The sequence below is a fragment of the Rhodococcus rhodochrous genome (genome assembly GCF_900187265.1).
In the GTDB taxonomy this organism is placed as follows: Bacteria; Actinomycetota; Actinomycetes; order Mycobacteriales; family Mycobacteriaceae; genus Rhodococcus; species Rhodococcus rhodochrous.
The window spans coordinates 2,926,281-2,947,226 of record NZ_LT906450.1; the positions used below are offsets into that span (position 1 = coordinate 2,926,281).

General features: G+C 70.0%; 18 protein-coding genes and 1 riboswitch. Of the genes, 10 read left to right on the forward strand and 8 right to left on the reverse strand.

Annotation, left to right across the window (positions count from 1 at the left end):
* Nucleotides 1–74 precede the first annotated feature (74 nt).
* From CKW34_RS13445 to CKW34_RS13460, 4 genes are all read left to right on the forward strand, one after another.
* Nucleotides 75–485, forward strand: a complete 411-nt coding sequence (locus CKW34_RS13445) for a BlaI/MecI/CopY family transcriptional regulator (protein WP_059384146.1) — start codon at nt 75–77, stop codon at nt 483–485.
* A 13-nt stretch (nt 486–498) separates the two neighbouring features.
* Nucleotides 499–1,449: a M56 family metallopeptidase gene (locus tag CKW34_RS13450; RefSeq protein WP_059384145.1), complete on the forward strand. Its 951-nt coding sequence runs from the start codon at nt 499–501 to the stop codon at nt 1,447–1,449.
* Nucleotides 1,450–1,520: 71 nt separating this feature from the next.
* Nucleotides 1,521–2,972 (forward strand): NADP-dependent phosphogluconate dehydrogenase, encoded by a 1,452-nt coding sequence (gene gndA, locus CKW34_RS13455; RefSeq protein ID WP_059384144.1) that lies wholly within the window; start codon nt 1,521–1,523, stop codon nt 2,970–2,972.
* Nucleotides 2,973–2,976: 4 nt separating this feature from the next.
* Nucleotides 2,977–3,876 (forward strand): DMT family transporter, encoded by a 900-nt coding sequence (locus CKW34_RS13460; protein WP_059384143.1) that lies wholly within the window; start codon nt 2,977–2,979, stop codon nt 3,874–3,876.
* Here the strand turns inward: CKW34_RS13460 and CKW34_RS13465 are convergent.
* A complete protein-coding gene (locus tag CKW34_RS13465; protein ID WP_059384196.1) occupies nt 3,830–4,471 on the reverse strand; it encodes a class I SAM-dependent methyltransferase in 642 nt (213 codons plus the stop codon). The two genes, CKW34_RS13460 and CKW34_RS13465, sit on opposite strands and share 47 nt — an antisense overlap.
* Nucleotides 4,472–4,775: 304 nt before the next feature.
* On the opposite strand from CKW34_RS13465, the gene CKW34_RS13470 reads away from it, so the two are divergent.
* The 6 genes from CKW34_RS13470 (at nt 4,776) to CKW34_RS13495 (ending at nt 13,536) form a co-directional block, all read left to right on the forward strand.
* Complete coding sequence (locus CKW34_RS13470; RefSeq protein WP_059384142.1) at nt 4,776–6,200, forward strand: hemolysin family protein; 1,425 nt, start codon at nt 4,776–4,778, stop codon at nt 6,198–6,200.
* Nucleotides 6,197–7,315 (forward strand): hemolysin family protein, encoded by a 1,119-nt coding sequence (locus CKW34_RS13475; RefSeq protein WP_059384141.1) that lies wholly within the window; start codon nt 6,197–6,199, stop codon nt 7,313–7,315. Before CKW34_RS13470 ends, CKW34_RS13475 begins: the two co-directional genes overlap by 4 nt.
* On the forward strand, nt 7,312–8,250 hold the full coding sequence (locus CKW34_RS13480) for a hypothetical protein (protein ID WP_059384140.1): 939 nt from the start codon (nt 7,312–7,314) through the stop codon (nt 8,248–8,250). The genes CKW34_RS13475 and CKW34_RS13480 overlap by 4 nt, the downstream gene beginning before the upstream one ends.
* Nucleotides 8,251–8,316: 66 nt before the next feature.
* A complete protein-coding gene (locus CKW34_RS13485) occupies nt 8,317–10,500 on the forward strand; it encodes a malate synthase G (protein WP_059384139.1) in 2,184 nt (727 codons plus the stop codon).
* Between the two features lie 143 nt (nt 10,501–10,643).
* Complete coding sequence (locus CKW34_RS13490; protein ID WP_197700671.1) at nt 10,644–12,377, forward strand: substrate-binding domain-containing protein; 1,734 nt, start codon at nt 10,644–10,646, stop codon at nt 12,375–12,377.
* 1 nt (nt 12,378) lies between these two features.
* On the forward strand, nt 12,379–13,536 hold the full coding sequence (locus CKW34_RS13495; RefSeq protein ID WP_059384137.1) for a metallophosphoesterase: 1,158 nt from the start codon (nt 12,379–12,381) through the stop codon (nt 13,534–13,536).
* Nucleotides 13,537–13,673: 137 nt separating this feature from the next.
* Here CKW34_RS13495 and gcvP read toward each other — a convergent pair whose 3' ends face one another.
* The 7 genes from gcvP to CKW34_RS13530 all read right to left on the reverse strand — a co-directional run bounded on the left by gcvP (nt 13,674) and on the right by CKW34_RS13530 (nt 20,944).
* The gene (gcvP, locus tag CKW34_RS13500; protein ID WP_059384136.1) at nt 13,674–16,526 is read right to left on the reverse strand and encodes an aminomethyl-transferring glycine dehydrogenase; all 2,853 of its coding nucleotides are present in this window, start codon (nt 16,524–16,526) and stop codon (nt 13,674–13,676) included.
* Between the two features lie 162 nt (nt 16,527–16,688).
* A riboswitch (glycine riboswitch) is annotated at nt 16,689–16,784 on the reverse strand.
* 104 nt (nt 16,785–16,888) lie between these two features.
* Nucleotides 16,889–17,515, reverse strand: coding sequence for a MerR family transcriptional regulator (locus CKW34_RS13505; protein WP_016694271.1), 627 nt, complete (start codon nt 17,513–17,515; stop codon nt 16,889–16,891).
* Between the two features lie 242 nt (nt 17,516–17,757).
* Complete coding sequence (locus CKW34_RS13510; RefSeq protein ID WP_059384135.1) at nt 17,758–18,231, reverse strand: bifunctional nuclease family protein; 474 nt, start codon at nt 18,229–18,231, stop codon at nt 17,758–17,760.
* A gap of 150 nt (nt 18,232–18,381) precedes the next feature.
* Nucleotides 18,382–19,119 carry a transcriptional regulator FtsR gene (gene ftsR / locus CKW34_RS13515; RefSeq protein ID WP_016694269.1) on the reverse strand — a complete coding sequence of 246 codons (738 nt, stop codon included), beginning with the start codon at nt 19,117–19,119 and terminating at the stop codon, nt 18,382–18,384.
* On the reverse strand, nt 19,119–19,580 hold the full coding sequence (gene garA / locus CKW34_RS13520; RefSeq protein WP_006552746.1) for a glycogen accumulation regulator GarA: 462 nt from the start codon (nt 19,578–19,580) through the stop codon (nt 19,119–19,121). Before garA ends, ftsR begins: the two co-directional genes overlap by 1 nt.
* Before the next feature lie 155 nt (nt 19,581–19,735).
* On the reverse strand, nt 19,736–20,140 hold the full coding sequence (gene gcvH / locus CKW34_RS13525; protein WP_059384134.1) for a glycine cleavage system protein GcvH: 405 nt from the start codon (nt 20,138–20,140) through the stop codon (nt 19,736–19,738).
* 42 nt (nt 20,141–20,182) lie between these two features.
* Nucleotides 20,183–20,944, reverse strand: coding sequence for a DUF881 domain-containing protein (locus tag CKW34_RS13530; RefSeq protein ID WP_059384133.1), 762 nt, complete (start codon nt 20,942–20,944; stop codon nt 20,183–20,185).
* Nucleotides 20,945–20,946 lie beyond the last annotated feature (2 nt).

Here is a 20,946-nt window from a genome sequence, read left to right on the forward strand (position 1 = left end):
GGTCCCACCGCAGGTCAGACCCTACGACTAGGGGTAGTACGCACATTCGTCGGAGAAATCCGTAGAATCGACCCATGGCAGCACTCGGCGAACTCGAACGCGCAGTGATGGACCACCTGTGGTCCACCCCCGAACCACAGACCGTCCGGCAGGTCCACGAAGCCCTCTCGGCTCGACGCAACCTCGCGTACACCACCGTCATGACGGTCCTGCAGCGCCTCGCCAAGAAGAACCTCGTCATCCAGCAACGCGACGACCGCGCCCACCGCTACCTGCCGGTGCACGGCCGCGACGAACTCGTCGCCAGCCTCATGGTCGACGCCCTCGACCAGGCCGACGAGACCGCCGGCCGCGCCGCCGCCCTCGTCCACTTCGTCGGCCGCGTCGGCGCCGACGAAGCCGCCGCCCTACGCGCGGCGCTGGCGAAACTCGAAGCGCAACACGGCGACGACAACACCGGCCACGACACCGAGCGGGCCGGCTGACACACTCGATGTCATGAACGCGACCACGGCGCTGTTCTTCGGAACCACAGCGCTTCTCCTCGCCGGTCCGGTGCCGGGGCTGCTCGCCCGCGCCACCTGGCCGCACCGCAACCCCCGGGCCGCCCTCGTGCTGTGGCAGTCCGTGGCCCTGGCAGCGGTGCTCTCCGCGTTCTCCTGCGGCCTGGCCATCGCCGCCCGCCTCCTCGCGCCCGGCGCCGACGGCCGACCCACCACCGGCCCCCTCGAAGAGATCGACGCCCTCGGCCTGCCCCTGTGGCTGACCTACGTCATCGTCTTCGCCCTCACCGTGTTCATCGGTGCCCGCCTGACCTTCTCCATGCTGCGCGTCGCGGTACGCACCCGCCGCCGCCGTTCCCGCCACCGCATGCTCGTCGACCTGCTCGACCGCCGCGAGAGCGGCGCCGCCGTCCGCCACCACCCACACGTGCGGATCCTCGACACCGCCGACCCCATCGCCTACTGCCTGCCCGGGCTGCGGCACCGGGTGGTGCTCAGCGAAGGCACCCTCGACAACCTCGGCGACGACGAACTACGCGCGATCCTGCGCCACGAACACTCCCACCTGCGCGCCCGCCACGACCTCATCCTCGAGGCGTTCACCGCCGTCTACGAAGCGTTCCCCCGCGTCGTGCGCTCCGGATCGGCGCTCGGCTCGGTCAAACTGCTCGTCGAGCTGCTCGCCGACGACTCCGCCGTCCGCAAGACCGGCCCCGCACCGCTGGCCCGCGCCCTCGTCGCCTGCGCCGGCGCCCACACCCCCACCGGCGCCCTCGCCGTCGGCGGACCGAGCACCGTGCTGCGCGTGCAGCGCCTCACCGGACCGGGCCCCAGCCTCGGCATTTCCGCCGCCGCCTACACCGCCGCCGCCGCCATCCTCGTCGTACCCACCATCGCCGTGGCGGTGCCCTGGCTCACCGAACTGTCCCTGCTGCTCGGCCTCTGAGCCGCGACACGCCGCACCGTTCGGCCCGCCCCGATTTCGATCGGCCCCCGTTTCGGGGGAAGCTGTAGACCATGACCGTCGAACGCACCGAAACACCGCAGGCCCAGATCGGCGTGACCGGATTGGCCGTGATGGGCTCGAACATCGCCCGCAACTTCGCCCGCAACGGCTACACCGTCGCCCTCCACAACCGCAGCATCGCCAAGACCGACGCGCTGCTCGCCGAGCACGGCAGCGACGGCACCTTCGTCCGCACCGAAACCATCGACGAATTCGTCGCCGCCCTAGAGAAGCCGCGCCGCGTCCTGATCATGGTCAAGGCCGGCGACGCCACCGACGCGGTCATCAACGAGCTCGCCGACGCGATGGAACCCGGCGACATCATCATCGACGGCGGCAACGCCCTCTACACCGACACCATCCGCCGCGAAGCCGCCCTGCGCGCCCGCGGCCTGCACTTCGTCGGCGCCGGCATCTCCGGCGGCGAGGAAGGCGCCCTCAACGGCCCGTCCATCATGCCCGGCGGCCCCGCCGAATCGTACGAGGCGCTCGGCCCGCTGCTCGAAACCATCGCCGCCCAGGTCGACGGCACCCCCTGCTGCACCCACATCGGCCCCGACGGCGCCGGCCACTTCGTGAAGATGGTGCACAACGGCATCGAATACGCCGACATGCAGCTCATCGGCGAGGCCTACCACCTGCTGCGCGACGCCCTCGGCTACGACGCCGGGCAGATCGCCGACGTCTTCGCCGACTGGAACACCGGCACCCTCGAGTCCTACCTCATCGAGATCACCGCCGAGGTGCTGCGCCAGACCGACGCCGCCACCGGCAAACCCCTCGTCGACGTCATCGTCGACGCCGCCGAACAGAAGGGCACCGGCCGCTGGACCGTCAAGGCCGCCCTCGACCTCGGCGTGCCCGTCACCGGCATCGCCGAAGCCGTCTTCGCCCGCGCCCTGTCCGGCTCCCGCGACCAGCGCGCCGCCGCCCGCGGCCTCGCCGCCGGCAACCTCGGCGCCGCCCCCACCGACGCCGCGCAGTTCACCGAGGACATCCGCGCCGCCCTATACGCGTCGAAGATCGTCGCCTACGCGCAGGGCTTCGACCAGATCGCCGCCGGCAGCGCCGAATACGGCTGGAACGTCGACCGCGCCGCGCTCGCGACGATCTGGCGCGGCGGCTGCATCATCCGCGCCCAGTTCCTCAACCGCATCAAGGAGGCCTACGACGCCGACCCGGCCCTGCCCAGTCTGATCCTCGCGCCGTACTTCCGCGACGCCATCGAGATCGGCATCGACAGCTGGCGACGCGTCGTGGTCACCGCCACCCAGCTCGGCATCCCCGTCCCGGCCTTCGCGTCGTCGCTGTCCTACTACGACGGGCTGCGCGCCGACCGGCTGCCCGCCGCCCTCACCCAGGGCCAGCGCGACTTCTTCGGTGCCCACACCTACGAACGCACCGACCGCCCCGGCAAGTTCCACACCCTGTGGAGCGGGGACCGCTCCGAAGTGCAGGCCTGACCCGATGACGGGCACGGCAGTCGCCGTCCTGTGCGCGCTCGCCGCCGCCGCGCTCATCGCGGTCGGCAGTGTCGCGCAACAGAGCTCGGCCGCTGCCGTGCCCGACACCGACTCCTTCGTCGGCTCGCTGCTGCGCAGCCCCCGCTGGTGGGCGGGCATCCTCGGCGACGGCGGCAGCTACGTGCTGCAGGTCATCGCGCTCGTCTTCGGATCGGTGCTGCTCGTCCAGCCCCTGCTCGTCGCGTCACTGCTGTTCGCGTTGCCGCTCGCCGCCGCCACTACCGGCCGCCGCGTCACCCGCACCACCTGGCTGCTCGCCGGCGCACTGTGCGCGGCGCTGGCGATCTTCCTGCTCGTCGGCAACCCCAGCGAAGGCACCGGAGATGCCGCCGCCGTCCGCTGGGCGCTGCCGCTCGGAGCGGTGCTCGCCGTCACCGCCGCCGCCGTCGTCGTCGCCGTGCTCTCCCCGCGACTGCGGGCACTGTCGTTCGGGATCGCCGCAGGCATCCTCTACGGCGTGACCAGCGCGTTCACCAAACACGTCACCGACCTCGCCGAACACGGCATCCCGCAACTGCTCGGCTCGTGGCAGACCTGGACACTCGTCGCCGCCGGCGCCGCCGCGATCTACCTGCAGCAACGCGCCTTCCAGGCCGGATCGCTCACCGCATCGCTGCCCGCCCTGACCGTCGGCGAACCGCTCGCCGCGATCGTGCTCGGCATGACCGTGCTCGGCGAACACCTGCGCACCGACGGCCCCGGACGGATCCTCGTCGGCGCCGCCGTCGTCGTGATGCTCGTGACCACCGTGGCGCTCTCCCGCGCCCAGGCCGCCGACACCCCCGCCGACGCCGCGGCTACGCCCGCCCCAGCACCGCCACCAGAAACTCCGCGTCGTCGCTGAACGGCCGCAGATCCCAGGTCGACAACCGCACCTGCACCGCCAGACCCGCCTGCTGCACGTCGGCGAAGAACTCCTCGAACGGATACTCACGGCCCGCCCCGAAACCGATCACCACCCGGCCCTGCGACGCCAGATGCGCCGCGAAATTGCGCAGCACCGCCACCCGGGTCGACGGCGCCACGAAGGTCATCACATTCCCCGCGCACACGATCACATCGAAATCGGCGTCGACACCGCGGGCCGGCAGATCCAGCTCGGCCAGATCCCCCACCAGCCACCTCGGCCCCGGATGATCCTCCTCCGCCGCCGCGATCAGCACCGGATCGACATCCACCCCGACCACACTGTGCCCGGCCCGATGCAGATAACCGCCGAGCCGGCCCGGCCCGCACCCGGCGTCGAGGATCCGCGCCCCACGCGGCACCATCGCATCGATCAACCGGGCCTCCCCGACGGTGTCCTGCCCCCGGGCGACCATCGCACGGAACCGTTCGACGTACCACGACGAATGCGCCGGATTCTCCGCCACGATCTCCTCCCACCGGCTCGGCACCCGCTCGCCGCCACCGTGTTCCGGACCCTCGCCGCCGCTCATCCACGCTCCTTCGTTCCACCGGGACACCTGCTCGATCCCCACCGTAGGCGCCGCGTCGTCACCGGCACCGCGACACACGGCAACCACCCTCAGTAGAATCGGTACCCGTCGAAACCACTTCCGGCAGGCGGACACCGTCCGCGACCGGACCCGACGAGAGGACACCGGTGCCCGCGGCACCCACAGCCACCCCACCGCCCGACACCTCCTCCCCCTGCACGGAGTGCGACTCCGGGCCGGAAGGATCCTCTATCGGGCCGGGTCACCACCCCGGCCTCCACCCCGCCCGGCAGGACCGCCCCTGATGTCCGTCCTGCTCGATATCGTCGCCCTCCTCGGCTTCGTGGCGCTCACCGCAGGCACCGCCCTGTTCGTCGCCGCCGAGTTCTCCCTGACCGCCCTCGAACGCAGCGCCGTCGACGCGCACGCCCACGACGGCGACCGTCGCGCCCGGCAGGTCCAGCACGCACACCGCACCCTGTCGTTCCAGCTGTCCGGCGCCCAGCTCGGCATCACCATCACCACACTGATCACCGGCTATCTCGCCGAACCGATCCTCGCGCAGTTCTTCACCCCGCTGTTCGACGCGATCGGATTGAGCACCTCCGTCGCCTCGACCACCTCGCTGGTCCTCGCGCTGCTCATCGCCACGTCCTTCTCCATGGTCTTCGGCGAACTGGTCCCCAAGAACATCGCCATCGCCCGGCCCATGGGCACCGCCCGCGCCACCGCCGGTCTCCAACTGGCCTTCTCCCTGCTGTTCCGCTGGGCGATCCTCGGACTCAACGGCGCCGCCAATCACATCGTGCGGCGCTTCGGCATCGAACCGGCCGAGGAACTGCGCTCGGCGCGCTCCCCGCAGGAACTCGGTTCGCTGGTGCGCGCCTCGGCCCGCAGCGGCACCCTCGACGAGCACACCGCCCGCCTCGTCTACCGCTCCCTGCAGTTCGGGGACCGCACCGCCGAGGACCTCATGACCCCGCGCAGCACCGTCGAGAGCCTCGACCGCAACGCCACCGTCCTCGACCTCATCGAACTGTCCGCCCGCACCGGCTACTCCCGCTTCCCGATCGTCGACGGCGACCTCGACGCCCCGCTCGGCGTCGTGCACGTCAAGCACGCGTTCACCGTGCCCGGCCCGGCGCGCGGCACCACCGCCGTCGGCGCCCTCGCCCGCCGCGTACCCACCGTGCCGTCCAGCCTCGACGGCGACACCGTCATGGAACGGGTGCGTTCGGACGGCATGCAGGTCGCGCTCGTCGTCGACGAATACGGCGGCACCGCCGGACTGATCACCATGGAGGACCTCGTCGAGGAGATCGTCGGCGACGTCCGCGACGAACACGACGAGACCGAACTCGACGCCCACCGCGAAGGAGAGGGCTGGTCGTGCACGGGTCTGCTGCGCACCGACGAGCTCGCCCAGCTCACCGGCTACCGCGCCCCCGACGGCGACTACGAGACCCTCGCCGGGCTGATCCTCACCGAACTCGGCCGCATCCCCGAGGTCGACGACGAGATCCAGCTGCCGCTGCGCCGCGGCGAACGCGACCTCACCTGGTACGCGCGCATCCTCGAGATGGACGGGCACCGCATCGACCGGGTGCTGCTCGTACCCGGCGCCGCCCCCGACCCCGAGAACCCCGACGGCGACGGCAGGGACGACAGTCACGGCATGGACGACAGTGACGACACCGCGGCCACCGACGAGGGTGGTGAGCAGCGATGAGCGACTGGTTCGGGATCGTCCTCGCCGTGCTGCTGCTCGCCGGCAACGCCTTCTTCGTCGGCGCCGAGTTCTCCCTCATCACCGTCCGCCGCGACCGGCTCGAGACGCTGCTCGCCCAGGGCAAGACCCGCGCCCGCACCGTCATCCACGCCGGCGAACACCTCTCGCTCATGCTCGCCGGCTCCCAGCTCGGCATCACGATCTGCTCGATCCTGCTCGGCCGCGTCGCCGAACCGGCCATCGCACACCTGATCGAGGTGCCGTTGCACGCGGCCCGGGTGCCCGACGCGTTGCTGCACCCCATCGCGTTCACCATCGGCCTGACCATCGTGGTGGTGCTGCACATCCTGCTCGGCGAGATGGTGCCGAAGAACATCGCCATCGCCGGCCCGGAACGCGCCGCGATGCTGCTCGTGCCGATCCACCTGTGGTTCATGCGACCCGCCCGGCCGGTCATCGCCTTCTACAACCTGTGTGCCAACGCCACCCTCCGCGCGGCGCACATCGACCCGAAGGACGAACTCGACACCTCCGTCTCCGCTGTGGAGCTGACCGAGATGATCGGCGAATCCCGCTCCGAAGGACTGCTCGACGAGGAGGAGCACAAGCGCCTCACCCGCGCCCTGGCCACCGGCAACCGCACCGTCGCCGACGTGATGATCCCGCTCGCTCGGGTGCGCACCGTCCCGCACACCGATGCGGGCCCGACGCTCGGCGACGTCGAGCACGCGGTCACCACCACCGGTTTCTCCCGGTATCCCACCCGTCGACCCGACGGCACGATCACCGGCTACATCCACATCAAGGACGTGCTCGACCTCGTGCGGGAGCAGTCCACCGGTCCCGAGACCCTCATCCCCGCCGCGGCGATCCGGGCGCTGCCGACCATCGGGATCGCCGACGGTCTCGACGAGGCGCTGGCCGCGCTGCGCCGCAGCAACGCGCATCTGGCCGGAGTGATCGACACCACCGGAACACTGCGGGGAATCGTCGCGCTCGAGGACCTCGTGGAAGAGTTCGTCGGGACGGTCCGCGACGCCACCCACCGGGTCGCGGATCCGCTGGGCAACCGCCCCCGCACGACCGCACCCCGATCGACCGAACGAGAACCATGACCCGCTCCCCGTCCGTGACCGACCGCGCGGTGGTCCTCCCCGAGACCGAGTGGACCGCGCGGCGCGACGCGCACCACGCCGTCGTGGACGAGCTGCTCGCCGGGCATCTCGAGCGACGCGCCGCCGGCCGCGCCCATCCGGTGCACGACTTCCTGTTCACCTACTACAGCCTGCGGCCGAGTCAGCTGCGGCGCTGGCATCCCGGCTACGGCACCGTGCTGCTCGGCGCGGCCGCGGCACGTGACTACCGCGACCATCCCGGCTACGAGCGGGTCACCGTCGACGGGCAGCCGGGGATGCGGGTGGCCCGGGAGGTGCTCGACCGGCGCGCCGACACCGTCGACTTCGTGGCCGGGCTGCTCACCGCGACCGCCTCCCGGCCGCCGCAGCTCGGCTGCTTCGGGTTGCACGAGTGGGCGATGGTGTACCGGGCGGGAGCCGGCGGGGTGCGGCATTCGTCGGTGCCGTTGCGGCTCGGTCACGCCGGGACCGACGCGGTGGTGGAATCAATGCAGCTCCGATGCACCCATTATGATGCGTTCCGGTTCTTCACCCCCGACGCCGTTCCACGCAACGCCACCGAACTGACCCGCGACCAGCAGGTACACAGCGAGCAACCCGGCTGCCTGCACGCCGGCATGGATCTGTACAAGTGGGCGTACAAGCTGCTGCCGTTGACCGATTCGGAGCTGACGGTGCGGTGCCTGCGACACGCGTCCGCAGCCCGTGAATTGGACATGCGGGCGAGCCCGTATGATCTCGAGGACTACGGCTACTCGCCCATCAGGATCGAGACTGCCGCCGGACGCGCACAGTACGTCCGCGAGCAGTCGGCGCTCACCCGTCGCGCCGCAGCTCTGAGAGAAGAGCTGGTGAATCGATGTACCGCCCTGCAGACGCACAGAACCACTGCGTCCGTTACTACTGGCGGGTAACATAATCGACGATTCCGTGCGGCCGGGACGTTTCCGGCCGCACAGCAACCGGAAAGAGTGAGGGTGATGACAGAACGCGTGCAGGTCGGCGGACTCCAGATCGCGCAGGTTCTCTACGACTTCGTCAACAACGAGGCCATCCCCGGCAGTGGGGTCGACGCGGATACCTTCTGGGCGGGTGCCGACAAGATCGTCCACGACCTCGCCCCCAAGAACCGGGCACTGCTCGCCAAGCGTGACGATCTCCAGGCCAAGATCGACGGCTGGCACCGCGACCGCGCCGGACAGCCCCACGACCCGGTCGCCTACAAGGCCTTCCTCGAAGAGATCGGCTACCTCGTCCCCGCCCCCGAACCGTTCACCATCGGCACCGAGAACGTCGACACCGAGATCGCCGAGACCGCCGGTCCGCAGCTCGTCGTGCCCGTCCTCAACGCCCGCTTCGCGCTCAACGCCTCCAACGCGCGCTGGGGATCGCTCTACGACGCGCTCTACGGCACCGACGTCATCCCCGAAGAGGGCGGCGCCGAGAAGGGCACCGGCTACAACAAGGTCCGCGGCGACAAGGTCATCGCCTGGGCCCGCGACTTCCTCGACAAGGCCGCACCCCTCGCGCAGGGCTCGCACGCCGACTCCACCGGCTACAGCATCGACGGCACCGAACTGAAGGTCACCCTCGAGGGCGGCACCGTCACCGGACTCGCCCAGCCCGACAAGCTCGTCGGCTATCTCGGCGACAAGGCCACCCCCTCCTCGGTGCTGCTGCGCAACCACGGTCTGCACATCGAGATCCAGATCGACCCCGAGTCCCCCATCGGCAGCACCGACGCCGCCGGCGTCAAGGACGTCGTCCTCGAATCCGCCGTCACCACCATCATGGACTTCGAGGACTCCGTCGCCGCCGTCGACGCCGACGACAAGGTCGTCGGCTACCGCAACTGGCTCGGCCTCAACCGCGGCGACCTGTCCGAATCCTTCGACAAGGGCGGCAAGACCCTCACCCGCAAGCTGAACCCGAACCGCGTCTACACCGCCCTCGACGGCAGCGACCTCGAACTGCACGGCCGCTCCCTGCTGTTCGTCCGCAACGTCGGGCACCTCATGACCAACCCCGCCATCCTCGACCGCGACGGCAACGAGGTCCCCGAAGGCATCCTCGACGCGCTCATCACCAGCCTGTGCGCCATCCACGGCCTGCACATCGACGAGGACCACGGCCCGCTCGCCAACAGCCGCACCGGCTCGATCTACATCGTCAAGCCCAAGCAGCACGGCCCCGAGGAATCCGCCTTCACCACCGAACTGTTCGGCCGCGTCGAAGAGGTCCTCTCCCTGCCCACCAACACCCTCAAGGTCGGCATCATGGACGAGGAGCGACGCACCACCGTCAACCTCGCCGCCTGCATCCAGGCCGCCTCCGACCGCGTGGTGTTCATCAATACCGGCTTCCTCGACCGCACCGGCGACGAGATCCACACCTCCATGGAGGCCGGACCCGTCGTCCGCAAGGCCGCCATGAAGCAGCAGCGCTGGATCGCCGCCTACGAGGACTGGAACGTCGACACCGGCCTCGCCTGCGGCCTGCAGGGCAAGGCCCAGATCGGCAAGGGCATGTGGGCCATGACCGACCTCATGCGCGACATGGTCGAGCAGAAGATCGGCCAGCCCAAGGCCGGCGCCAACACCGCCTGGGTGCCCTCACCCACCGGCGCCACCCTGCACGCCACCCACTACCACGAGGTCGACGTCTTCGCGGTCCAGAACGAGCTCAAGGGCAAGAGCCGCGCCACCGTCGACGACATTCTCACCATCCCCCTCGCCGAGAACCCCAACTGGTCCGACGAGGAGAAGCGCGAGGAACTCGACAACAACTGCCAGTCCATCCTCGGCTACGTCGTGCGCTGGATCGACCAGGGCGTCGGTTGCTCCAAGGTCCCCGACATCCACGACGTCGCGCTCATGGAGGACCGCGCCACCCTGCGCATCTCCAGCCAGCTCCTCGCCAACTGGATCCGCCACGACGTCGTCACCGCCGACGACGTCGTCGCCTCCCTCGAGCGCATGGCCCCCGTCGTCGACCGGCAGAACGAAGGCGACCCCGGCTACCGGCCGCTCGCCCCGAACTTCGACGACAGCATCGCCTTCCAGGCCGCCAAGGAACTCATCCTCGAAGGCACCACGCAGCCCAGCGGCTACACCGAGCCGATCCTGCACCGCCGTCGCCGCGAGTACAAGGCCAAGTACGCCTGACCCGCACACCGACACCACAGGGCCCCGATCCACACCGGATCGGGGCCCTGCCCGTCCCCGCACCGCGCGGCGGAGCCGGATCACATCCGGCCCCTCACTAGACTCGACCATCGGATCGACGAACGAAACGAGGCGGACACGACGTGAGCGGGCGACATCGCGGCAGCGGACGACGAGGAATCAGCACCAGCGTCATCGTGGTCGCCGTAGGCGTAGTACTCGCCCTGCTCGCCGTCCTCGGCTGGTTCCGCCTCCGCGACAACATCGACAACCAGGCCACCGCCGCCGCCGAAACCTGCGTCGAAGGCGACACCGTCCTGCACATCGCCGCCGACCCCCTCATCACCCCCGCCCTCACCGAACTCGCCGAACAATGGACCGACGGCGGCGTCCGCGTCATCCGCGACCACTGCGTCACGGCCGAGATCACCGCCGTCGACAGCCTCGCCGCCGCCGACACCCTCGGCACCGACACCTGGGACCCGGCGCTCGGCCCCGAACCCGCCCTGTGGGTACCCCTCGACACCCGCATGAGCGCCCGCGCCGCCGACGCCATCGACGGCACCCCCCGATCCCTCGCCACCTCCCCGGTCGTGCTCGCCGTCCCCACCGACCTCGGCCGCGCCCTCACCACCGCCACCGTCCGCTGGCAGGACCTGCCCCGACTCCAGAACGACCCCGCCGCCATGCGCGAGAGCGGACTCGACATCTGGGGCACCCTCGGCCTCGCCCTGCCCACCGGCACCGAGACCCACGCCACCACCCTCGCCCTCGAAGCCGTCACCGCCGCCACCACCGGCATCGGCGCCGGACCGGTCACCCTCGAACAGGCCGCCACCCCCGCCGCCATCACCGCCGTGAGCACCCTCGCCCTCGGCGCCGACACCCTCGGCGCGGTCGGTACCACCGCCGACACCCTCGCGGCGCTCGGCGCCCACCCCGACACCGCGGCCCCGATCCACGCCGTGCCGGTCATCGAACAGCAACTGCACCGCGCCCTCACAGACGGGCAGGTCCGCGGCCTCACCGGCCACCTGCCGATCGGCGTCGCGCCCGTCGTCGACTTCCCCACGGCCGTCGTCGACGCCCCCTGGGTCGACGAGACGCTCGCCCGCGCCGCCGCGGAGTTCACCGACTACGCGCGGCGCCCCGAGCAGGCCGGCATCCTCACCGCCCACGGTTTCCGCACCGCCGACGCCGTCCCCGAACCCGCCGGGGAACTTCCGCTGCCCCGCGTCGACACCGTCCTCGCCCCCGCCGACCCCACCGTCGACGACGTCCTCGTCGCACTGCGTCTCGCCCCGGTGTCCCCGCGCAAGGTCACGATGGTCGTCGACACCTCCACCTCCATGGGCACCTCCGCCGGCGACGGCACCCGCCTCACCGCGACCGCAGGCGCCCTGCGCGAGGCCATGCGTCGCGCCTCCATCAACTCGGTGATGGGCATGTACGTCTTCGCCGACACTCCCGAGGGACACCGCGTCGCCGTCATCCGCGACGGGCTCACCGCAGCCAAGCGCGCGGCGATGTCCTCGATCCTCGACGACATCGATCTCGTCGACCGCGAACCCGTCTATGCCACTCTCACCGCCGCCTACCGCGACGCCGTCGACAACTACGACCCGGGCCGACCGAACTCCGTACTCGTCGTCGTCGACAGCGACGACCCCGACGAAGCAGCCGCCCGCGACCTGCGCGCCGCGATCGATGAACTCTCGTCCCCCGAGACCCCCGTGCGGATCGACGTCGTCGTCCTCGGCGACCGCACCGACCCCGTCCTCGAGCAGGCCGCCGAAGCCACCGACGGCAGCCTCACCGTCGTCGACACCACCGACCCGGCCGATCTCACCGACCTCCTCCGAAAGCTGACGTCCTGACGTGCTCCGACTTCTCGTCGTGGGGGTCTTCCTTGCCCTCCTCACCTATCTGCTGCATCGACGACTCGTCCGGGCACCCGGCCTGCCGCGACCGGCCGCACTCGCCGCCGACCTCGTCCTCGTCGTCCTGTTCGTGCTCACGCTCGGCGCCTCCGGGGTGGGCACGGTGCTCGATCCTGCCTGGGCCCGCCCCATCGGGTTCCTCGGCTGGAGTTGGTTGGCGGTGGTGCTGTACCTGATGCTCGGGCTCCTGCTCATCGGAGTCGGGTTGCTCGTCGCCCGCCTCACCCGACGCGGGCAACCCCGGCCGACCACCGACGACGGCACCGTCGAGACCCCGCGACAGAGGCTGCGTATCGCGACCGCCGTGCTCGTCGTGGCCGCGGTCGCCGCCGTCGGATACGGCACGATCGAGGCCGACCGGCCGCGGATCGTCACTGTGCCCGTCGCCCTGCAGGACCTGCCCGCCGGCTTCGACGGCACCCGCATCGCGCTCGTCACCGACCTGCACGTCGGACCCGCCCGCGGAGCCGACTTCGTGCAACGTGTCGTCGACCTCGTCGCCGAGGAGCAACCCGACCTGATCGTGCTCGGCGGCGACCTCGCCGACGGCACCGTCGAACTCGTCGGCTCCGATCTCGAACCGCTCCGGCAGCTGCAGGCCCCGCTCGGGGTGTACGGCGTCAGCGGCAACCACGAGTACTACTCCGACGACGCCGAATCGTGGCTGAACCACTGGGAGACGCTCGGTGTACGCACCCTGCGCAACGAACATGTCGTCCTCGAGCGCGACGGCGACGTCGTCGCGCTCGCCGGCGTCCACGACTACACCGCCACCGAACCCCACCACCCCGACATGCCCGCCGCCCTCGACGGTATCGCGGACGGTACCCCGGTGATCCTCGCCGCCCACCAGCCGCGGCACATCGACGAGGCCCGCGAGCTCGGAGTCGACCTGCAACTCTCCGGGCACACCCACGGCGGACAGATGTGGCCGCTGCGACCGTTCGTCTCCCTCGCCAACCCCACTGTCACCGGACTGGACCGCTTCGGCGACACGCAGATCTACACGTCCCAGGGCACCGGCGCGTGGGGACCGCCCGTGCGGGTGGGCACCCCACCGGAGGTCTCCATCCTCGAGCTGACCGCCGCGAACTGACGTCCCGTTCTCCTGGGCTTAGTGAGATTGGTGCTGAAGCGGGGGGGTAATTCGGTATTTCTATGGTTTCCGTCTGGTCCGGAGTTATGCCACTGATGAAGATGGCCGACGGACCCGTCCGTCGGCCATCCCCGGCATCAGCCGCTGTACGCCTCCAACGGCGGGCACGAGCACACCAGATTCCGGTCGCCGTGAGCGCCGTCGATACGCCGCACCGCCGGCCAGACCTTGGCCCGGCTCTTCCCCATCGGGAACACCGCGATCTCCCGCGAGTACGGGTGGTTCCACTCACCCACCAGGCATTCCGCGGTGTGCGGAGCCCCGCGCAGCGGGTTGTCCTCCACCGGCCACTCCCCTGCCCCGACGCGGTCGATCTCCTCACGGATCGAGATCATCGCGTCGATGAACGCGTCGAGTTCGGCGATGTCCTCGCTCTCGGTGGGTTCGACCATGAGGGTGCCGGCCACCGGGAAGCTCATCGTCGGCGCGTGGAAACCGTAGTCGGCCAGACGCTTCGCGACGTCGTCGACCGTCACCCCCGTCGCCTTCGTCAGCGGCCGCAGATCGAGGATGCACTCGTGGGCGACCATGCCGGTCTCCCCCGTGTACAGCACCGGGAAATACTCGTCGAGACGACGCGCGATGTAGTTCGCCGACGCGATCGCCGTCAGCGACGCGCGACGCAGTCCCTCGGCACCCATCATCTTGATGTACGCCCAGGTGATCGGCAGGATCGACGCCGACCCGTAGGGTGCCGCCGAGACCGGTCCCGCTCCCCCGAGTCCCGGCTCCGCCGGGTGACCCGGCAGATACGGGGCCAGATGCGAGCGGACACCGATCGGGCCGACACCCGGACCGCCGCCACCGTGCGGGATGCAGAACGTCTTGTGCAGGTTCAGGTGGCTCACATCGCCACCGAACTTGCCCGGCCGCGCCAGACCCACGAGAGCGTTGAGGTTGGCGCCGTCGATGTACACCTGACCGCCGGCGTCGTGCACCGCACCGCAGATGTCGGCGATGTCGTGCTCGTAGACACCGTGCGTCGACGGATAGGTGATCATGATCGCGGCCAGACGCGCACCGTGGTCGGTGATCTTGGCACGCAGGTCGTCGAGATCGACGTCGCCGTTCGGGCGGCACGCGACGACCTCGACACGCATGCCCGCCATCACGGCGGACGCGGCGTTGGTGCCGTGCGCGCTCGACGGGATCAGGCAGATGTCCCGATCGGTGTCGCCACGGTCGAGGTGGTAGTGGCGGATCGCGAGCAGGCCCGCGTACTCGCCCTGGCTGCCCGCGTTGGGCTGCAGGCTCACGGCGTCGTAACCCGTCACCGCGGCGAGCCAGCCCTCCAGGTCGGCGATGAGACGGCGGATGCCGGCCGTCTGGTCCGCCGGAGCGAAGGGATGCAGACCCGCGAACTCGGGCCAGGTGATGGCCTCCATCTCGGCGGCAGCGTTGAGCTTCATCGTGCACGAGCCCAGGGGGATCATCGTCCGGTCGAGGGCGAGATCCTTGTCGGACAGACGCCGCAGATACCGCATCATCGCGGTCTCGGTGCGGTAGCGAGTGAACGCCTCGTGCTGCAGGAACTCGCTCGTGCGAGCAAGGGCCTGCGGCAGCGCCGTTCCCTCGGCGGCCTCACCGGCGGTGACACCGAGGGCACCCAGGACCGCGTCGACATGCGCCGCGGTGGTCGCCTCGTCGCACGAGATCGACACGTGATCGTCGTCGACCCGGTACAGGTTGATGCCGGCCTCGAGGGCGGCGGCGAGCACGGCATCGACCCGCCCCGGGACGCGCACCAGGACGGTGTCGAAGAACTCGTCGTGCACCACCTCGACGCCGCCGGCGCGTAGACCGTCGGCGAGACGACGGGCGTGCCCGGCGACGCGGCGGGCGATGCCGGTGAGGCCTTCGGCTCCGTGGTACGAGGCGTACATGGCCGCGAGCACGGCGAGGAGCACCTGGGCGGTGCAGATGTTGCTGGTGGCCTTCTCGCGGCGGATATGCTGCTCACGGGTCTGCAACGCGAGGCGGTAGGCCGGGCTGCCGTCCGCGTCCACCGAGACACCGACGAGACGGCCGGGCAGGGTGCGGGTATGAGCGCTGCCGACGGCGAGGTAGCCGGCATGCGGCCCACCGAAGCCCATCGGCACACCGAACCGCTGGGTGGTGCCGAAGCACGCGTCGGCGCCCTGCTCCCCGGGCGGGGTGATCAGGGTCATGGCCAGCAGGTCGGCGCCGACGGCGACGAGCGCCCCGCGGTCGTGGGCCGCCGCGATGATCGGAGCAGCGTCGATGATGCGGCCCGAGGCGCCGGGCACCTGCAGGATCACACCGAAGAACTCGCCCTCGGGCAGTCCGTCGGTGGCGAGGTCGACGGTGACGATCTCGATGTTGAGCGGTTCGGCGCGGGTCGCCAGCACCGCGGCGGTCTGCGTGAACAGGTCGGCGTCGACGACCACGCGCGGGCTCTTGGACTTGCGGTTCGCGCGGCGCAGCAGGGTCATCGCCTCGGCGGCGGCGGTGGCCTCGTCGAGCATCGACGAGTTCGCGATCTCCATGCCGGTCAGGTCGGCGACCATGGTCTGGAAGTTCAGCAGCGCCTCGAGGCGTCCCTGGCTGATCTCCGGCTGGTAGGGGGTGTAGGCCGTGTACCAGGCGGGGTTCTCGATGATGTTGCGCAGCAGCACGGGCGGCGTGAGCGTGTCGTAGTAGCCGTGACCGATCATCGACGTCGCCACGGTGTTCTGCGACGCCAGTGCCTTCAGTTCGGCGAGTACGTCGTGCTCGGAGCGGGGCGCGTCGAGGACGTCGAGGCCGGTCGGCACGTTGTCCGCACGGTCGTCGAGGATGGCGGCCGGCACCGCGGCGGTGGCGAGGGCGTCGAGGGAATCGACTCCGACGACGTCGAGGATCCGGTTCAGGCCGGCGGTGTCGGGGCCGATGTGGCGATCGGCGAAGTTCGAGGTGACGGCATCTGTCATCGCAGCTCCCGGGCTGGTCGGCGAGGTCCACGTGCGCGCGGTCGCGCGAGGTGGTTCCTCCCCCTCTGTCGTGAGCTCGCGGAGCGAGCGCCTGAGAGATTCGGCCGGCCAGAGCCTTTCCCCGTGGGCGGGCGGGTGCTCCCGCCGCTTTCCAGAGACGTCGGAGCTCACGCGGTCCCGGTTGCCTGAGAGATTGACGGGGAGGTGCTGCTCCTTCGGCGCCCGGCTCGGTGTCCGGGTCTCTCCCGCGTGATGGCGACGCGTCTTCGAGTCTAGAACACGTCGCGGGGGTCGAAATACCGCAGGTGCGGAAAGTGCCGCAGGCGGTAGAGCTGAATCAGCAGAGATGATCGGTGGTGTGGTCAGCCGATGCGGCGGTTGATGCGTTCGCGGCGACGCGACGCCAGTTCGTCCTCGGGGCGTTCCTCGACGCCGCCACCGTCGGCGCGTTCGGCGGGGAAATCGGCGATGCTGCCGGTGAGCTCGCGCATCGCGCCGCTCACCGCGATCCCGAAGACGCCCTGCCCGCCCTGCAGCAGGTCGACGACCTCTTCGGGCGACGTACATTCGTAGACGGTGGTGCCGTCGGAGAAGAGAGTGATCTTCGCGAGGTCGCCCACCCCACGGCTGCGGAGATGGTCGACGGCGACGCGGATGTTCTGCAGCGAAACGCCGGTGTCGAGCAGGCGCTTGACGATCTTGAGGACGAGGATGTCCTTGAACGAGTACAGCCGTTGGCTACCGGAACCGGCAGCCCCGCGGATGGACGGTACGACCAGATTCGTGCGGGCCCAGTAGTCGAGCTGGCGGTAGCTGATACCCGCGATCTGGCAGGCGATGGGCACCCGGTAGCCGACGAGCTCGTCGGGCACCGAGTTGTCCGGAAACAGGCCCGGTTGGATCTCGTCGGTCTCGTTCGTCCGCGGCGCCGGATTCGAGCGATCGCCGGAATCGACGCCGAGTGGCTGTCCCTTCGTCCGATCTCGCACTACTGACTCCCTCTCGCGCGCCCAGTTCTGCCTCGCAACGATCGATTGGCGGATCCCCCCGACCACATCCGATCATCGAGCGCTCCCAGGCTCACCGAGTCATCCCTGGCGGATCAACTCAGCGTACGCTCCGGTGTTGGGCGCTGGGCTGCAACACGCCGACCGGAAGGCAACGTTCGACATTACTACTGTTACGGCCGACGCGCGCGTCAACGCTCGCCGCCGTGCGAACGGACGGCGTTTCAGCCGTCCGTCGCCTTGAAATCGTCGGGCGAGACGGAATCGAGGAACTCCTTGAACTTCTCGACCTCGTCCTCCCGCTCGTCGGGCATGACCAGTCCCGCCTCGGTGAGTACCGGTTCCTCGACGTGGACCGGTGCGCCGATGCGCAAGGCCACCGCCACCCCGTCGGAGGGCCGGCAGGACACGCGCATCCCTCCGTCGAAGACCAGATCCGCGTAGAACGTCCCCTCGCGCAGGTCGACGATGCGCACCTCGCGCAGGTTGTGACCGAACGCCTCGAGGAGGTTCTTGATCAGGTCGTGGGTCAGCGGCCGCGCCGGTTCGACCCCCTGCTGTTCGAGGGCGATGGCGGTCGCTTCGTTCTGCCCGATCCAGATCGGCAGATACCGATCGCCGTCGACCTCCCGCAGCAGGAGGACAGGCTGGTTCTGCGGCTGTTCGATACGAATCCCTACTATCCGCATCTCGCTCATCGCGATGCCTCCGTCCTGCTGCTCGTCGGTGGTGGGACCACCCGACAGGTACTGCCTGGAATTCTAGTGTCCTCCAGCGCATCCGTCAGGTGCCGTAGGTCACCACCCGACGGAGGGTCCGTGGTCGCGATCGGCGACGAATGCGTCACGTCAGCGGTCGAGTGCCCCCTGCACCGCCGCCTTCACCAGGCACGTGTGCAACGTCAACGACAGTGCCGCCAATTCGCGCACCATCTCCTCGGCGCGCTGCCGCGCCCCCGCGTCGCGGCCCTTCGCGATCGGGCCGGCGATCTGCGCGACGAGCGCGGCCTCGCGGTCGGCGGCGAGCTTGAATGCCCGCAGATGCCGAACCTCGAGACCGAACTCCGCCATCGCCTTCGCCGTACGGGCGAGCAGCACCGCGTCCTCGTCGAAGAAACCGGCCGGACCCGGCTTGACCAGGCCCGCCCCCACCAACTCGGTGAGGAAGGCCGCGTCGATCCCTGCACGTGTGCACAGATCGTCGCGGCTCACCCGGATCTCGCGGTCGGTGCGCAGATCCTCCGGCGACACTTCGCCACGGGCGACCGCCAGCGGGCGCGGCCGGGTGATCCGGGTCTCGACCGATCCCACCGTGGCGGCGCCGCGGTCGATGGCCTCGAGCTGCTCCTTGATCACCTTGAGCGGAAGGTACTGATCGCGCTGCGCGGTGAGCACGTACCGCAGACGCTCGCAGTCGGCGATCGAGAAGCGTCGGTAGCCCGAGGGGGTGCGTTCCGGGCTGATCAGTCCCTCGGCCTCGAGGAACCGGATCTTCGAGATCGTCACGTCCGGGAACTCCGGACGCAGGCGGTCGAGCACCGACCCGATCGACATTCCGGCCGGCGCCGGCTGGCGGGCCGCGGTCATCAGCTACCTGCGCCCTGGTTACCTCGCGGACCGGTCAGGAACACCAGCCGGAACTTGCCGATCTGCACCTCGTCGCCGTTCGCGAGGACGGCGGAGTCGACCGGCTCGCGGTTGACGTAGGTGCCGTTGAGGCTTCCCACGTCGACGACCTGGAATTCGCCCTCGTCCTGGCGGAACTCGGCGTGCCGACGGCTGACGGTCACGTCGTCGAGGAAGATGTCGCTGTCGGGATGCCGGCCCGCCGAGGTGGTGGGCTGGTCGAGCAGGAAGCGCGATCCTGCGTTGGGCCCCCGCTTGACCACCAGCAGCGCCGATCCGGCGGGCAGGCCCTCGACACCCGAGACGGGCGCTTCGGTGGTGGCCGAGCCTGCGCCTTCCACTTCGTTCAGGAAGTCGGCGCGAAATACCGAAGTGGTCTCTGCAGGAGTCTCCTCGTAGCCCGCGTTGCCGTTCTCGCTCACCGTTTCTCCTTATCCGTTCGACCACCCGGGTGATCCCGGGCGGTCGCTGATTCGTTCGCCCCGTTCAGGTCCGACACGGCACACGCCATATCCGACCGTACCCCGCGCGGGGGTACTGACGCAGACAGTCGCGGTCACGTTACCTGTCGGGTTCGTCAGCCTTCCGTGATCCCGCGGTAACCTTCTGCGTCGAGCGTCTGCGCGAGGGCCTCGTCGAGGTCGCTCTCGCTGCCGACCTCCACGTCGACGAGCCAGCCGTCCTCGTACGGGCTGCTGTTCACCAGTTCGGGATTCGCGTCGAGTTCCGTGTTGACGGCGGTCACCTTCGCGGTCAGGGGCGCGAACACGTCCGACACGCTCTTGGTGGACTCGACCTCTCCGAAGGACTCTCCGGCGGCGATCTCGGCGCCCGACTCGGGCAGCTGCACGAAGACCACGTCGCCGAGTTGGGACTGTGCGTAGTCGGTGATCCCGATGCGCACGGTCGTCGCGCCCGTCCTGCGCACCCACTCGTGCTCGGGGGTGTACCGCAGATCCTCGGGTGTCGCGAAATCGGTCAAGACTGGTCCTTTCGGAGACGACGTTCGACCGGAACGTCGGATTCAGTTACCGGGCTGAGAGTATTGGCGTGGCTCGATCTCCCGCAAGGCGGACACCTCCACCTGCGGAGACTGTTCCACGGACAATGATCCGCCCGCACGGGCGACCGTGTCGACCACTCCGCCGGGAATGTTCAACGCGGCGGCGAGCGTCGGTCCGTCGCCGATGGCGGTGACGGCGTACGGAGCGTCGAGTCGGCGGTCGTCGACGACGATGTCGCCGCCCGGTCCGGTGACCCAGGAATCGACCCCGATGCGCACGGTCTCCCCGTTCGCCCCGGCGATCTGCATCGTGTCGGCACCCGCCGCGCGCAGCTCCTGGATCATGTCGAGCAGCACCTCCGATCCGACGCCTTCGCGCGGATCGTCGACGGTGAGAACCACTCCGGGTCCGGTGGCGGGTTCGGTGCCGAGCTGCACCGACAGCGTGTACAGGCGCGCCCGGGCCTCCTCGAGTGCCGCTTCCGAGCCTTCCTGTTCGAGACTCGAGAGCGTGCGCTCGAGTTCGGTGATCTCCTGGCGGAGAGCGGCTTCGCGGCGGTTGAGACTGTCGAGCAGTACGAGCAGGTCCGCGGGGCGCGCCGAGTCGAGGGCGTCACCGGTGTCGGTGGTGCGCACCTGGGTGGCGATGCCGGCGCCGAGGAGGACGACGAGAATCGCCGCCAGGACGAGGAAGACGCGTTGCGAGCGGGTGGCGTGGCGTGCCGCGGATCCGGCGGTGGTGTCCGTGTCGGGCGCTGGGTCGGGCTGTTGCGGTTCGGTCACGG